This window comes from Haloplanus salinarum, assembly GCF_024498175.1.
Lineage (GTDB): Archaea > Halobacteriota > Halobacteria > Halobacteriales > Haloferacaceae > Haloplanus > Haloplanus salinarum.
Genome location: NZ_CP101823.1, coordinates 3,334,727 through 3,348,649, shown reverse-complemented (window position 1 = coordinate 3,348,649; position 13,923 = coordinate 3,334,727). Strand labels below are relative to the sequence as shown.

Below are 13,923 nucleotides of genomic sequence, written 5' to 3'. Positions count from 1 at the left end.
CCATGGCCGTCCGGACCGCGGTGGGGCTTCCCGTCGCCGTCGTCCTCGCCCTCGCCGTCGTCGGCGTCTCGCTCGGGACGCTCCCCGCCGACTCGACGACCGTCGCCCCGACCCTCGCGGTCGAGGGGGATCGGATCACCCTCACCAACCGTGGCGCCGCGGTCGACGTGCGTCGCCTGACGGTTCGCGTCCGCGTCGACGGGACGCCACTCGCCCACCAGCCGCCGATACCCTTCTTTTCGGCACGGGGGTTCCGCCCCGGCCCGACCGGGCCGTTCAACGCCGGCGCCGATCCGACCTGGGGGTCCGGCGAGCGGGCGTCGTTCCGCGTCGCGTCGACGAACCGGCCGTCGATCGACGCCGGGGACCGCGTGACCGTCGAACTGCGACGCGAGGGACGGCGACTCGTCGTCCTGTCCGCGACCGCCTGATTACTCGGGGGCGCGCGCGAGCGTCGTGATCGCGATTTCGGGGTTGTACGTCGGTCCCATCGTCACGTGTTCGACGTCGGGGAAGCCGGCCTCGGCGAACATCCGGTCGGCCTCCGCCTCGTCGTAGAAGAGCATGATTGCGTCGGCGAGACGCTGGAAGACCGTGCTACTGGGGTAGTTGGGGCCGACGACCAGCACCGGCCCGCCGGGCCTGACGACCCGCCGAAACTCCGCGAGGGCGTCCACCGGGTTGGGCCAGTACTCGATCGAGCCCGAGGACCAGACGGCGTCGAAGCTGTCGTCCGCGAAGGGGAGCCGTTCGGCGTCGCCGCGGTAGAAGTTCACCTCGTCGGTGCGCCCGAACTTCTCGAAGGCCTTCTCCATCTGGTGGATGCTCTGGTCCAGCCCGTGGACGTCGTCGGTGTACTGGAGCAGTCCCTCGGTGCCGAAGCCCGTGCCACAGCCCACGTCCAGCACCCGGTCGTCGGGGTCGAGATCGAGGAGTTCGAGCGCCTCGGCGCGCATCTCCTCGTTCCAGATGAACGGGTTGACGCGGTCGTACACCGTCGAGAGGTACTTGTAGAACAGCCGCGCCCGGGACTTGTCTTCGAGGAGGCCCATTTAAACCCGGGTTGGGATTCGATCGACATAACGGTGGGGATTCGACGGCGTCCGGGCGGCTTCGAAAAGGTTCTTGCCCGCGGCGCGCGCCACTCCCGCCATGACGAGCGTCAAGGAGTTCCGCGTCGAGCGCGAACCGACGGCGACGGCGACGGGCCGGGGACGCTTCGCCTTCACCGACGACTACTCCGTGTTCGACTGGGGGCCGATGCCCGACGCGATCCCGGAGAAGGGCCGGAGCCTCTGTACGATGGGGGCGTTCAACTTCGAGTTGCTGGAGTCGGCGGGCGTCGCCACCCACTACCGCGGCGTCGGCCCGGACGCCGTCCCGCTGGCCGACCTCGACGACCCGCCGCGCGAACTCGCCATCGAACTCGTGCGGGTGCCGGACCTGCCCTTCCGGGACGGGCGCTACGACTACGACGCCTTCCACGGGGCGGCGGGCGAGAACTACCTGATCCCCCTGGAGATCGTCTTCCGGAACACGGTGCCCGTGGGATCGAGCCTGCGGACGCGAGGGGAGCCACGCGACTACGGGCTGGAGATGGACACGTGGCCGGGGGAACCGGTCGACCTCCCGAAGCCGGTCGTCGAGTTCTCGACGAAGTACGAGGAGCAGGACCGCTACCTCGACCGCACGGAAGCGGACCGGATCGCCGGCGCCGCCGACGTGGACGCCCTGGCGGACCTGGCCCGGGAGGTGAACCGGATCGTCACCGAACGGGCCGAAGCGGCGGGCTTCGTCCACGAGGACGGCAAGATCGAGTGTTGCTACGTCGACGGGACGGTGAAGGTGGCCGACGTGGTCGGGACGTTCGACGAGAACCGCTTCGCGTACGGCGGACAGGAGGTGTCCAAGGAGGTGGTGCGCCAGTATTACAAGCGCTACCACCCGGAGTGGGTCGACGCGGTGAGCGCGGCGAAGGCCGCGGCCGACGAGCGGGGCGTGGCCGACTGGCGGCCGCTCTGTGACGTCGATCCGGAGCCGCTCCCCGACGGCGTCGTCGAGACGGTCGCCGAGATGTACACCGCGGGGGCGAACGCCTACACCGGCGAGGCGTGGTTCGACGCGCCGGACATCGGCGGTGCCGTCGACGCCGTGCGCGACCTCTAGGGGAGCGTGGCGGGCCACGGAAGGCCGGCGATCAGGAGCGTCACGAACCGGTAGAGCACGAGCGCGGCGAGCGCCGAGAGGACCACGAGAAAGAGGTGGTGGAACCAGTCGATCCCGTGGACGGACATACCGACCGTAGCGGCGGCAGGCACGTATAGCAACCGGCCGAGCACGGCGGCGACTCCAAAACGGCTTTCCCCCGCGGCCGCGCAGGGTCGACCGATGACGGAGTACACCGCCACGGTCACGGTCCGACTCAAGCGGGGCGTCCTCGATCCCGAGGCGGAGACGACCCAGCGCGCGCTCGAACGACTCGGGTTCGAACTCGACGACCTCCGGTCGGCCGACCGGTTCGAGATCGACCTCGACGCGGCGTCGGCCGAGGAGGCGGCCGACCGCGCCGACGAGATGGCCGAACGACTGCTCGCGAACCCGACCATCCACGACTACGAGGTCGCGGTCGAGGACCGATGACGGTCGCGGTGATCCAGTTCGGCGGGAGCAACTGCGACCGGGACTCGGTGCGCGCCCTCTCGCATCTCGACATCGACGCCGAACGCGTCTGGTACGAGGACGGCCTCCCCGCCGACGCGACGGGCGTCATGCTCCCCGGTGGCTTCTCCTACGGCGACTACCTCCGAGCCGGCGTGATGGCCGCCCGCACACCGATCGTCGAGTCGATCCGCGAGGCCGCGAGCGAGGGGGTGCCGGTCCTCGGCGTCTGCAACGGCGCCCAGATCGGCTGCGAGGCGGGGTTGACCCCCGGCGCGTTCACGATCAACCGGAGCGCGCGCTTCCAGTGTGAGCGCGTCCACGTTCGCGTCGAGAACGCCGATACGCCGTGGACCGCCGCCTACGACGAGGGCGCGGTGCTCGAACTCCCCATCGCCCACGGCGAGGGGCGATTCGAGGCCGACGACGAGACCTACGACCGACTGGTCGAGGAGGACCGGATCTTCCTGCGGTACTGCGACGCCGACGGCGCGGTCACCGACGCCGCCAACCCCAACGGCTCGCGGGGGAACGTGGCCGGCGTCATCGGCGACCGGGAGACCGTGGCCGTGATGATGCCCCACCCGGAGCGGGCGACGCTCCCGGACCTCGGCGGTACGGACGGCGCGGGGCTGCTCCGCGGCTTCGAGCGGCCGGCGGCGACCGTTTAGAGCTTCTCGGCCGCGGCGGCCTGTTCGGTGCGCCGCTGGGCCTGTCGGAGCCGGCGGTCGGCCGCTTCGGCGGCGGGTTCGGGGAGCGTCTCCCGGAGGCCGTCGAAGCGCTCGACCGCACGCTGGAGGTTGGCGGCCAGGGCGTCGAGTGCCCGATCAGTGCCGCCGCGGTCACCCCGTTCGGCCCGCTCGGCGGCCCGCGACGCGGCCCCGCTGACCGCCTCCATCGCCCGCAGTAGTCCGCCGAGCGTACTGGTCTCGCTGCCGCCGCCGTCCCCACGCTCCGAGGAGGCGTCGTCGTCGGACGGCGAGCCGTCGTCGTCGTCGGTGTCGCCGACCGACGCCAGCCCCTCGGCCGTCTCGTCGGTGATCGCGGCGACGAACGACGCGAGCGACGCCTTCCCGGTGCGCGGGCGGTCGATCCGGACCGGAGCCGGGTCGGCGGCGTCGGGGTTGACGCGGAAGGCGCCGACGGCGTCGTCGGCGTCCCGGACCTCGGCCGTGTAGGCACCACTCCGGTGGACGTAGACGGCGTCGGGGCCCGACAGCGACGCCTCGTAGAGCCGGCCGCCGAAGTCGTCGTCGACGGCGAGGGCCGTCAGTTCGGTGTCGGCGCCCTCGGTGTCGACCTCGACTTTGGTCGCCTCGCCGCGGGGGACGAGCGGAATCTCGCCGTCGACGCCGGCGAGGGTGGCGGTCCGGGCGACGTCGTCGGTGCCGGTGACGGTCGGCGTCGGACCCCCGCTCGTGGTCACGTCGTCGGGCGTGTCCCCGTCGCTGCCCACCTCGACCGGTTCCTCGTGAGGGGCGAGGCCGGCGCCGTTGATCGTCAGCCGGTGGGACCTGGTCTCGACGCCGCGGAGCATCGCCACGCCGCGGAAGGTCGGGGCGGCGACGGGGTCGCTCCGGAGGAGGGCGATGGCCTCCAGGGTCGTCTCGGCCGTCGTGACCCCGGCGCTGTCGGGGGCGTCCGGCGACTGCACGACTTCGGTGACCGTCGCCACGATGTCGTTGACCGGGGCGGGCGGGGAGACGGCGTCGTACCGGTCGGCGAGCGCCGCCCGGTGGACCGGCTCGGTGATGTCCGCGACGGGGTCGTCGTAGCGGTCCTGCTGCCACGGCGTCCCGGCCGTCGTGATGTGGCCCGCGACGGCGTCCTCGGCGAACTCGGGGATGACGAACTCGAAGCTTAACTGCGGGCCGGTGAAGGCCGCGATGTCCTCGAGTTCGGTCGTCGAGACGAGGTCGTAGGTGACGTCGGCGTCGCCGTCGGGTGTCGCGTCGGCGGCGGGGCCGAAGACGACGTCCGTCTCGCGGGCCGGGAGGTCCGACGGGGGATTCGACAGCGCGTCGAACGACCGGATCGTCAGCGTCTCGTCGACGAGGGCGTCGCGGTCGACGGCCGGGAGGCGTTCGTGGTCGTAGATCGGCGATCCGTCGAGTTCGGGGACGACGTAGGGGAGCCGCAGCCCCTCGTCGCGCGGGAGGCCGTAGGCCGCCGGGAGCTCCGCGAGCTGCTCGGCGAGCCCGACCGCGCGGTTCGTGATGTCGGCCGTCAGGTCGTCGAGCGGGAGCCGCTGAAAGCTGTTTCGGCGGTCGTTCAGCGACAGCGCACTGGAGTGCGAACCGAGCTCCGAGAGGATCCGTGGCACCCGGTCCGGCGGGGGGTCGAGGAACTCGTTGTTCGGCACCCGCGACGAGTGAGAGCTCGCGACGAACAGCTGTGGCTCGTCGGCGTCGGTGTCGACGAAGACGTGCAGCACCTCCCAGTCGTGCCAGTGGAAGTTGGTCGTGAACTGGTCGAACGCCGAGTAGTACCAGTACTGGACGACCGTGAGCGGCGACGCCTCGTACTCGACGACGTGGTAGAAGACGGTGGGATCCGGGGGCGCGTCCGCCTCGGCGGCAGCGCGGGTGTAGCCGTCGAGGGCGGCGAACCCGTCGACGACCGTCTCGTCGTCCTGCTCGGCCGTGTACGGCCGCGGATCGGTCGGAAACCACTGTTCGGCGGCGTCGAAGCCGAAAGTGGGCGCGAACCGCTCGGCGAAGCGGCGGGCCGTCTCCGGGTCGGGTGTCGCGGTCGCCGTCCCGGTGTCGGTGTCGGTGCCGCCGTCGCCGCCGTCGCCGGGCGCGGGACAGCCGGCCAGCGACGCGGTGCCCGCGCCGGCGAGGGTGCCGAGGAGAGCCCGGCGGCGGAGACCGGTTGGGTCACCGTCGTCCATCGGACTCACCCGGCGTCGTGACCGGCGGCGCCGCGATCGACGGTGGGAAGAGGGACATACCGCCACCTGGCGGACGGCCGCCGAAAGCTCTTGTGGCGCTACCGCGTCAGCGGCATCGCGAAGCTCGTCTCCGCGTCGAGCACCGTCTCCCAGGTCGCCTCGCAGTCACAGGACACCTGGTCGAACACCGCGGGATCCTGCCGGAGGTCGAAGTCCTTGATCGACCGCTGGACCCGGTCGTCGCAGTCGCCGCAGTTGTGCGGCCCGCGGTCGCTCCCCGCGCCGACGGGGTCGGAGACGACGATGGCGTCGGCGTCGGCCGTCCGTTCGAGGACGTCGGCGACCGACCAGAGCCACGGCGGCCGGTAGCCCCCCTCGAAGTAGAGGTCGTCGACCATGGTGTAGCTCTGGACGTTGCAGGGGTTCATCGAGACGGTGTGGCAGTACTCCGCACACCGGCGCACCGACTCGACCATGTCCTCGACCGCCTCGCGCTCGGTGAGGAAGGGCGGCTTCATGAGGAGATAGGCTTTCACGCCGGCGCCGGCGGCGTCGGCCTCCTCGGTCGCCGCCACGAAGTCCGCGAAGTCGAAGTACTTGTTCACGCAGTCGTGGCGGACGCGGTCGGTGGCCGTCTCCAGGCCCACCGCGACGTCGGTGGCGAGGTCGTTGTCGGTGAAATCGGCGAGCTTCTCCCGGTCGACGAAGTCGGGGAGCGACTCCACGACGATCCGCTCGCGGTCGGCGAAGGTGTCGGCGATGGCCCGGCGGGTCTCGGCGCCGACCTCGCGCTCGTCGAGGAACGAGCCGGAGGTGTAGATCTTGATCAGGTCGGCCGGCTCGTCGGCGTTCTCGCGTTCGTGCTCGAGACAGACCTGGATCTGATCCATCAGCGCGTCGTGGGGGACCGAGCCGCCCTCGACGCTCTCGGCGACGTAGCCACACATGGTACAGCCGCCGGCCCGCGCCCAGCGACAGCCGCCGGTGTTGAGGATGATCGTCAGCGAGCGGTACACACCACCGGGCGTGTTGTCCTCGTCGAGCCACACGCGGGTGGGCTCGTGTGGGTCGTACGTCTCGTCCTTCCGGGAGCGGATCTCCCGCATCACCTGGTTGTGGGCGTCCATTCCCCGCCCCCGTTCGTAGACCTCGGGGCTCGGCTGACTCATTACCGACCGGTAGCCGACCGACGCGTAAAGCGGCTTCGGGGTGGACCGCCCGCTCAGCGCTTCGTCCGCCCGGCCCCGGGGCGGCGTTCGACGCCGTCCCGGACCGCGACGCCGAGGAGCGCGCCGGTCCCGTTGATCGCGGCGTCGACGAGGCTGGCAGTGCGAAAGGCGAGGGCGGACTGCAGACATTCGATGCCGGCGCCGTACCCGGTCGCGAGCGCGACGGCGACGGCCGCGCCGCGCCACCCCGGACGGAAGCGGGGGCGGAGGGCGGCGCCGAGGGCGGCGTAACCGACGAGATGGAACCACGCGGTGAGCCCGAGAACCGCGTCGGCACCCGACGCGCCGATCCACCGGGGGTTCAGCACCGAGGCGCCGAGGATCGCGAGCGCGACGGCGACCGTGATGGACGTTCGGGAGGTTCGTGACACGTTTTCGGCACATTCCGGCGACATAAAGAATCGGCGTAACCGATCGCAGTTACACTCCCGAAGCAACGACTAACAGCTTGGAGGTGTTATGAACTAACGTACGTTACCATGACAGAATTAGGCGGATTCAACGATCACGTAGCGCACGTGGACCTCGGCGCTAGCGATGTCTCGTATCGGAGCATCGACGACGAGGACGCGAAAAAGTACATCGGTGGCCGCGGACTGGGCGTGAAGTACGTCTTCGACGCCGGTCCGGACGTCGAACCGCTCGGCCCGGACAACCGGCTCGCGTTCATGACCGGGCCACTCACGGGCTCGCAGGCGGTCATGAGCGGTCGGATCGCGATCTGTACGAAGTCCCCGCTCACGGGGACGGTGACGGACTCCCACCACGGTGGCTGGTCCGGCGCCCGACTCAAGTGGTCCGGCTTCGACGGCATCCTCTTCGACGGCCAGGCGGACGACCCCGTCTACGCCGTCGTCGAGGACGGCGAACTCGAACTCCGTGATGCCTCCCACCTCTGGGGCAAGGGCATCCACGAGACCCGAGAGATCATCGAGGAGGAAGTCGAGGGGTCCTACGGCAAGAACCTCTCCTGTATGGCCATCGGTCCGGCCGGCGAGAACGAGGTTCGTTACTCCTGTATCGTCAACGAGGACGACCGCGCCTCGGGCCGCGGTGGCACCGGTGCCGTGATGGGCAACAAGGGCGTCAAGGCCGTCGTCGTGAAAGCGGGGACGGACATGCCCAAGCCCGCCGACTCCGATACGTTCGGCGAGGGTGCCCGGCAGGCGATGCAGGTCATCCAGGAGTCCGACGTCACCGCGCCCAACGAGGGCGCGCTCTCGATGTACGGGACGAACGTCCTGATGAACATCACGGAGGAGATGGACGGCCACCCGACGAAGAACGGCCAGTACACCTCCGGGTTCGCGATGAACGAGGAGGAAGGCTCCGACCTCGTCGCCGAACGCATCAGCGGCGAGAACGTCCGCGAGAACATCCTCGTGGACGAGCCGACCTGTCACTCCTGTCCGGTCGCCTGTAAGAAGGAGGTCGAGGTCAACTACAAGCACAAGGGCCAGGACATGAACGTCCAGATGGAGTCCTACGAGTACGAGAGTGCTTGGGCCCTGGGCACCAACTCCGCCAACGACGACCGTGACTCCATCGCGATCATGATCGACCGCTGTAACGACATGGGGGTCGACACCATCGACATGGGCAACATGTTCGCCATGGCGATGGAGATGAGCGACGAGGGTTACCTCGACGACCTCGACGACCAGATCGACTGGGGCGACGAGGAGCACATGATCGACCTCATCGAGGAGGTCGGCCACCGCAACAGCGACCTGGGCGACTTCCTCGCGAAGGGCCCGGAGCGCGCCGCCGAAGAGGTCGACGGCCACGAGTGCCGCCTCGACGTCAAGGGTCAGACCATCGCCGCCTACGACCCGCGCTGTATGAAGGGCATGGGCATCGGCTACGCCACCTCGAACCGTGGCGCCTGCCACCTGCGCGGCTACACGCCGGCCGCCGAGATTCTCGGCATCCCGGAGAAGGTCGACCCGTACGAGGAGGAAGGCAAGGGCGAGCTGTGCGCCACCTTCCAGGACCTCCACGCCATCTCGGACTCCTTCGACATCTGCAAGTTCAACGCCTTCGCGGAGGGCATCGAGGAGTACGTCAAACAGTACAACGGCATGACCGGTCGTGACCTCTCCGAGGAGGAGCTCATGACGGCCGGCGAGCGCGTGTACAACCTCGAACGCTACTTCAACAACCTCGCCGGCTTCGACGGCGCCGACGACTCGCTGCCGGGTCGGTTCGTCGAGGGCGACGACGAGGCCATCCCCGGTCAGGGTGGCTCCGAGGGCGAACTCTGCGACCTCGCCTCGATGAAGGCGGAGTACTACAGCCACCGCGGCTGGGAGGACGGCGTCGTCACCGACGAGACGCTCGAACGTCTCGACATCGACGTCGGCCCCGGCACGGGCGTCTCCGGCTCCAGCGGTCAGGCTCCGGCGGACGACTGAGGACCCGACGACTTCTCCGTTTTTCACGTCGCGTAGCGACGCCTACGGTGACGGTGCGCGACCGGCGCCGTGGCGGAGTTCGTAGCCGGTGACGGCGGCGACCGTACGGCCGTCGCGCACGCCGCCGGCGCGGTCCGTCCGCGGATCCGCGTCCCCGCCGTCGAGGACGGCCGCCAGCAGGTCCTCGTAGTCGGTCGTCGAGACGCGGATGCTCTCGTTGAAATCGAGGTCGCGCTCGCCGGCGGGGACGCAGTCACGGGCGACGAAGTAGTGGTGGACGGAGTTGGCGATGCCGTTCGTCGGCTCGGCGGAGAACAGGTGTGTCGTCGTGTCGGCCTCGTAGCCCGTCTCCTCGCGGAGTTCCCGGCGGGCGGCCGCTGCCAGAGTGGCGTCGGCGGCCTCGACGGACCCCGCCGGGAGCCCGCGGTTCACCCGCCCGACCGCCTGGCGCCACTCGTCGATGACCACGACGTCGCCGTCGGGCGTGAACGGCAGGACCACGACCGCCGCGGGCTCGTCGACGTAGTGGAAGTCGGTCTCGGTGCCGTCGGGCAGGCGGACCTCGTCGCGGCGCACGTCGAAGCCCGGGCAGGTGTAGTCGACGGCCGAGTCGGTCGTCTCCCACGTCAGATCGTCCATGTGGGGTGTGTCGACCGGGCGGTGCAAAAGTTCGGGGCCTAGTCCCGCCACCGGACGACCAGACCGACGCCGATCAGGCCGAGCGAGAGCAGCGTCGAGAGGAGGTGGACCTCGCCGACCCAGCGGGGGAGGCGGACGGCGGCGCTGACGAGGCGAAGCAGAGGGGTGAGGACGGGGACGCTCCCGCCGGACGCGGCGGCCGTGTCGGCGTCGCCGTAGGTCGGCCCGCCGACGGGTTCGCCGGAGGGCAGGCGGTCGGCCTCGTAGGGCAGGGCGCGGTAGTCGAGCTGGTGCTCCCAGACGACGCGCCCGGACTCGTTGACCTGGACGAGGCGGGCGTTGCGCGTGTCGGTGATCAGCGTGGTGCCGTCGGGGAGTCGGTCGGCGTCCCGCGGCCAGTCGAACCGTTGTCCGGCGGCGCCTTCGAGGACCCAGGCCGGCTCCCAGTCGCCGTCCTCGGTGCGGTGGAGTTCGACCACGCGGTGGTTCTCGCTGTCCGCCACGAGGACGGCACCGTCGCCGAGCCACTGCGGGTTGTGTTGCTGGTGGATGACGGTCGGATCGCCGACGAGCCCGTCGTCGTCGGTGGCGTCGTCGTGGTCCGCGTTGATCACCTCGACGACCCCCTCGCCGCGTTCGAGGACGAGCAGCTGGTTGGCGTTGCGGACGGAGACGAGGAACCGGCCCTCGCCGATGCGGTCCACGTCGTTGATGTGGAGCCAATCGGTCCGCGTCGGATCGTCGGGGGCCTCGTAGCGGGAACTCGCCTCCCACTCCCAGGTCACCTCGCCGCCCTCGACGATCACGATCCGTTCGTGTTCCATGTCCGCGAGGACGAACCCACCGTCCGGCAGGGGTTCGACGTCGTGGACTTCGCTGGCGACCCGGTTGCGCACCGGGTAGGACCACTCGGCGACCACCTCGGGCGTGGGCTCGGGGTCGATGACCCGGTAGCCGGTGCGGTGACAGGGGGCCTCGTAGGGGCCACAGTCCTCGTAGCCGCCCGACAGGTAGCCCGCGAGCACCGATCCGTTGTCGAGTCGCGTCACGTCGAAGTAGACGTCGGCCGAGGACTCCCGCCACCGCTCTTCGGATCCCGAGAGCATCCGGACGGAACCGCCGTCGACGTAGCTCCCGACGCCCTGGACGCCGACGACGGTCGTACGCTCGCCGTCGGCGCCGGCCGGCGGGGCGGCGGTCGGATCGGGACCCGCCGTGCCGGAGGGGCCGAGGGCGGCCCCCAAGGCGGCCGTGGCGAGCAGGCACAGACAGCCGAGGACGACGAGAGCGTCGCCGCGGCCGAGGCCGATATCGAACTCGATGTCGGGGTCGAACCGGGAGGGCATCTGCTCTACGTTCGGCGTCGGCAAGTTCGCGCATAAGCCTTCGGATACGGCGTCAGACCCGCGTCAGACGGGGCGCCAACAGTCAAATGGGTTGAGCCTGTAACGGTCACCAATGAGCACGGACGACCCCCCCGACAACGTACTCTTCGAGTGGTACGGTCGATACATCGGCGACCCCGAGACGGAGACGGACGTCTACCTCGGGTTCGCGCTCTTCTTCGGCGGCATCGCGCTCGGCGCCGTCGGCATCGCGGTGTTCTTCCTCTCGGCGTTCGCCAGCGACCCGGGGAACACGGCGTTCGCGCTCCGGGAGGTGGCGGTCGTCGCCTCGGCCGGCGGGTTCCCGGTGCTGTTGCTCGGCATCGTCGTCCTCCTGCCGGGCGACGAGCGGATGCGGTACGCCGCGGTCGGCGGCCTCGTCGTCTGTCTCGCGGCCGTCGCGGCGTTCGTCTCGGTGTACCCGATGAACTGGAACGTCACGCGGTCGCCGGACTACAGCGCACAGATCATCGCCGTCTACGCCGTCGGCCTCGTCGCCGTGGTCGGGGCGACGGGCGCGGCGCTGGTCGGCCACCAGGTCCAGCGCGCGTCGCCTGGCGAGCGCGCCGCCGAGGTGCGCACCGCGACGGAGGGCGGGGCGGGCGACGCGGACGCGGAGGCTGGGGGGGAGACGGTGTCCGACGAGCAGGTGCGACGCGACATCGACGAGGCGATGGCCGACGCCGACCTGTCGTGGGGGGGCGTCAGCCGGAAGGAGACCAAGCGCCTGGAGTTCGACACCGACACCGACGTGGAGGTCGACCGCGAGGCGTTCGAGAACGCCGAGGCGACGACGGTGCGGTCCTCGGGGGACGGCGTCGACGACGCGCTCTCGAACCTGCGAAAGCTCCAGGGTCGCGAGCAGAAGACGGACTCCTCGACGGGCGTCGACGACCAGACGGCCGCGCTGACCGAACTCAAACAGCAACAGCAGGCCGAGGAGGTAGCGACCGAGGACGAGGGGAGTATCGTCGACCGGGCGAAGGGGCTGTTCTCGCGGTAGGTCGTCCGACCGTCGGCCCGTCCGGCGTTCGGGGGAGGCGGATCGCCACCAACGTGACGATTTCGGCCGTCTGACGCCCGTCAGACCTAGGTAAGCGGTCGGACACTTGGGCGAACGTTTATGATGGCGACGGGGTATCACACGCGTATGGCTAAAGGCCTAGACGTCGGCACCATGAATCTCATCTCGGCACAGCAGGAGGGGACGGAGACGGTCTTCGTCCAGCAGCGGAACTCCTTCGTCGAAATCGAGTACTCCGACATGGCAGAGCAGATGCTCTCGCGGAGCGACGTCCTCCACATCCGGAAGGACGACAAGGTGTACGTCGTCGGCGACGACGCCCTCAACTTCGCGAACATCTTCAACGAGGAGACCCGCCGCCCGATGCAACACGGCATCCTCTCCTCCGAGGAGTCGTCGGCGATTCCGATGATCAAGCTCATCACCGAGCAGGTGGTCGGCCAGCCCAACCACCCCGGCGAGCGTCTCTACTTCTCCTCGCCCGCGGACCCCATCGACTCCGACCTCTCGACCCTCTATCACGAGAAGACCCTGGAGTCGATGCTCGGCGACATGGGTTACGAGACCGAACCGATCAACGAGGGGATGGCAGTCATCTACTCCGAACTCGCCAACCACAACTTCACCGGCCTCGGCGTCTCCTTCGGCGCCGGCATGACCAACGTCTGTCTGTCCTACTACGCCGTCCCGGTCATGAAGTTCTCCATCGCCCGCGGGGGCGACTGGATCGACGAGCAGGCCGCTCAGGCGACGGGCACGCCCGTCGACAAGGTCACCTCCATCAAGGAGGACGACTTCGAACTCGACTTCCGCACCGACGTGGGCGGCGTCGAGGGCGCGCTCGCCATCTACTACGAGAACCTGCTCGACTACGTCATCGAGAACATCGCCCGCGAGGTGGACGAGGAGGACGTCGAGGAGGACTTGGACGTCCCGGTCGTCGTCACCGGCGGCACGTCCAGTCCCCGCGGCTTCGAGAAGCTGTTCGAGGATCACCTGCGTGACGCCTCGATCCCGTTCTCGATCAGCGAGGTCCAGAGCGTCGACGAACCGCTCTACAGCGTCGCCCGCGGCGCGCTCGTCGCCGCGCGCTCCGACGAGGAACAGGAGGACGGCGACGAACGGCAGGCTCAGGAGTCGCCCGCCGAGGACTGAGTCCGCGTCGCCGCGCCGTCGCCGTCCCCGTCGGTCCCCGCAGCCGACGTCTCCGCCGACGCGTCGCCGGCGCGGTCCGAATCGTCCGAACCGGTCGCGTCGCTCTCGCCTTCGTCGACTCCCTCCTCCGAACCGGTCGCGTCGCTCTCGCCTTCGTCGACTCCCTCCTCCGAACCGGTCGCGTCGCTCTCGCCTTCGTCGACTCCCTCCTCCGAACCGGTCGCGTCGCTCTCGTCGTCGCTCGTCCGTCGCTCGTGGAACCGGCGGAGGGCGTCGTCCCACGATTCGTCGCTCGACCCCTCGGAGGGACGGGAGAGCGGCGGTCGGAGTTCGACGCCGGGTTCCGCGTCGGCGCCCTGGGCACGGTAGAACCGGCGGAGTGCGTCGTCCCACGATTCGATCCGGCGGGGTTCGCCACGGTGTTCGGCGGGGATACCGACGTAGCCGCAGTCCTCGCAGACGGACGCCTCCTGTCCGCCCAGGGCGTACGTGGCGAGCGTCCCGTCACACTGCGGACAGTCCATAC

The 13,923-nt window shown here is 69.8% G+C and carries 15 protein-coding genes; 7 read left to right on the top strand and 8 right to left on the bottom strand.

Annotated elements, in window-relative coordinates; genetic code table 11:
* Positions 1-2 precede the first annotated feature (2 nt).
* Positions 3-431 (top strand): type IV pilin, encoded by a 429-nt coding sequence (locus NO364_RS17545; protein WP_257628154.1) that lies wholly within the window; start codon positions 3-5, stop codon positions 429-431.
* On the opposite strand, the gene NO364_RS17540 is transcribed toward NO364_RS17545, so the two are convergent.
* Positions 432-1,052, bottom strand: a complete 621-nt coding sequence (locus tag NO364_RS17540; protein WP_157689662.1) for a methyltransferase domain-containing protein — start codon at positions 1,050-1,052, stop codon at positions 432-434. It abuts the gene before it with no gap.
* Positions 1,053-1,152: 100 nt separating this feature from the next.
* On the opposite strand from NO364_RS17540, the gene NO364_RS17535 reads away from it, so the two are divergent.
* A complete protein-coding gene (locus NO364_RS17535) occupies positions 1,153-2,166 on the top strand; it encodes a phosphoribosylaminoimidazolesuccinocarboxamide synthase (RefSeq protein WP_157689663.1) in 1,014 nt (337 codons plus the stop codon).
* Here the strand turns inward: NO364_RS17535 and NO364_RS17530 are convergent.
* Complete coding sequence (locus tag NO364_RS17530) at positions 2,163-2,294, bottom strand: hypothetical protein (protein WP_257628153.1); 132 nt, start codon at positions 2,292-2,294, stop codon at positions 2,163-2,165. The genes NO364_RS17535 and NO364_RS17530 overlap by 4 nt on opposite strands.
* Before the next feature lie 94 nt (positions 2,295-2,388).
* On the opposite strand from NO364_RS17530, the gene purS reads away from it, so the two are divergent.
* The gene (purS, locus tag NO364_RS17525; RefSeq protein ID WP_157689664.1) at positions 2,389-2,640 is read left to right on the top strand and encodes a phosphoribosylformylglycinamidine synthase subunit PurS; all 252 of its coding nucleotides are present in this window, start codon (positions 2,389-2,391) and stop codon (positions 2,638-2,640) included.
* Positions 2,637-3,329 carry a phosphoribosylformylglycinamidine synthase I gene (purQ, locus tag NO364_RS17520; RefSeq protein WP_157689665.1) on the top strand — a complete coding sequence of 231 codons (693 nt, stop codon included), beginning with the start codon at positions 2,637-2,639 and terminating at the stop codon, positions 3,327-3,329. Before purS ends, purQ begins: the two co-directional genes overlap by 4 nt.
* Here the strand turns inward: purQ and NO364_RS17515 are convergent.
* The 3 genes from NO364_RS17515 to NO364_RS17505 all read right to left on the bottom strand — a co-directional run bounded on the left by NO364_RS17515 (position 3,326) and on the right by NO364_RS17505 (position 7,151).
* Entirely contained in the window at positions 3,326-5,551 is a 2,226-nt protein-coding gene (locus NO364_RS17515; RefSeq protein WP_257628152.1) for a hypothetical protein, read from the bottom strand. The two genes, purQ and NO364_RS17515, sit on opposite strands and share 4 nt — an antisense overlap.
* A gap of 98 nt (positions 5,552-5,649) precedes the next feature.
* Positions 5,650-6,720, bottom strand: a complete 1,071-nt coding sequence (locus NO364_RS17510) for an archaeosine biosynthesis radical SAM protein RaSEA (RefSeq protein ID WP_157689667.1) — start codon at positions 6,718-6,720, stop codon at positions 5,650-5,652.
* 53 nt (positions 6,721-6,773) lie between these two features.
* Positions 6,774-7,151: a VanZ family protein gene (locus NO364_RS17505; protein WP_157689668.1), complete on the bottom strand. Its 378-nt coding sequence runs from the start codon at positions 7,149-7,151 to the stop codon at positions 6,774-6,776.
* 108 nt (positions 7,152-7,259) lie between these two features.
* Between NO364_RS17505 and NO364_RS17500 the strand changes: the two genes are divergently transcribed.
* Positions 7,260-9,194 (top strand): aldehyde ferredoxin oxidoreductase family protein, encoded by a 1,935-nt coding sequence (locus tag NO364_RS17500; protein ID WP_157689669.1) that lies wholly within the window; start codon positions 7,260-7,262, stop codon positions 9,192-9,194.
* 42 nt (positions 9,195-9,236) lie between these two features.
* Here NO364_RS17500 and NO364_RS17495 read toward each other — a convergent pair whose 3' ends face one another.
* Both NO364_RS17495 and NO364_RS17490 read right to left on the bottom strand, forming a co-directional pair.
* Positions 9,237-9,833, bottom strand: coding sequence for an NUDIX hydrolase (locus tag NO364_RS17495; RefSeq protein WP_157689670.1), 597 nt, complete (start codon positions 9,831-9,833; stop codon positions 9,237-9,239).
* A gap of 38 nt (positions 9,834-9,871) precedes the next feature.
* Positions 9,872-11,179 carry a hypothetical protein gene (locus NO364_RS17490; protein ID WP_199243811.1) on the bottom strand — a complete coding sequence of 436 codons (1,308 nt, stop codon included), beginning with the start codon at positions 11,177-11,179 and terminating at the stop codon, positions 9,872-9,874.
* A 112-nt stretch (positions 11,180-11,291) separates the two neighbouring features.
* Between NO364_RS17490 and NO364_RS17485 the strand changes: the two genes are divergently transcribed.
* Together NO364_RS17485 and NO364_RS17480 are read left to right on the top strand one after the other, a co-directional pair.
* Entirely contained in the window at positions 11,292-12,221 is a 930-nt protein-coding gene (locus tag NO364_RS17485) for a cell division protein CdpA domain-containing protein (protein ID WP_157689672.1), read from the top strand.
* Positions 12,222-12,368: 147 nt separating this feature from the next.
* Positions 12,369-13,397: a disk-shape morphogenesis protein volactin gene (locus NO364_RS17480; protein WP_157689673.1), complete on the top strand. Its 1,029-nt coding sequence runs from the start codon at positions 12,369-12,371 to the stop codon at positions 13,395-13,397.
* Here NO364_RS17480 and NO364_RS17475 read toward each other — a convergent pair.
* Positions 13,373-13,921: a TFIIB-type zinc ribbon-containing protein gene (locus NO364_RS17475; RefSeq protein WP_157689674.1), complete on the bottom strand. Its 549-nt coding sequence runs from the start codon at positions 13,919-13,921 to the stop codon at positions 13,373-13,375. The two genes, NO364_RS17480 and NO364_RS17475, sit on opposite strands and share 25 nt — an antisense overlap.
* Positions 13,922-13,923: the final 2 nt, after the last annotated feature.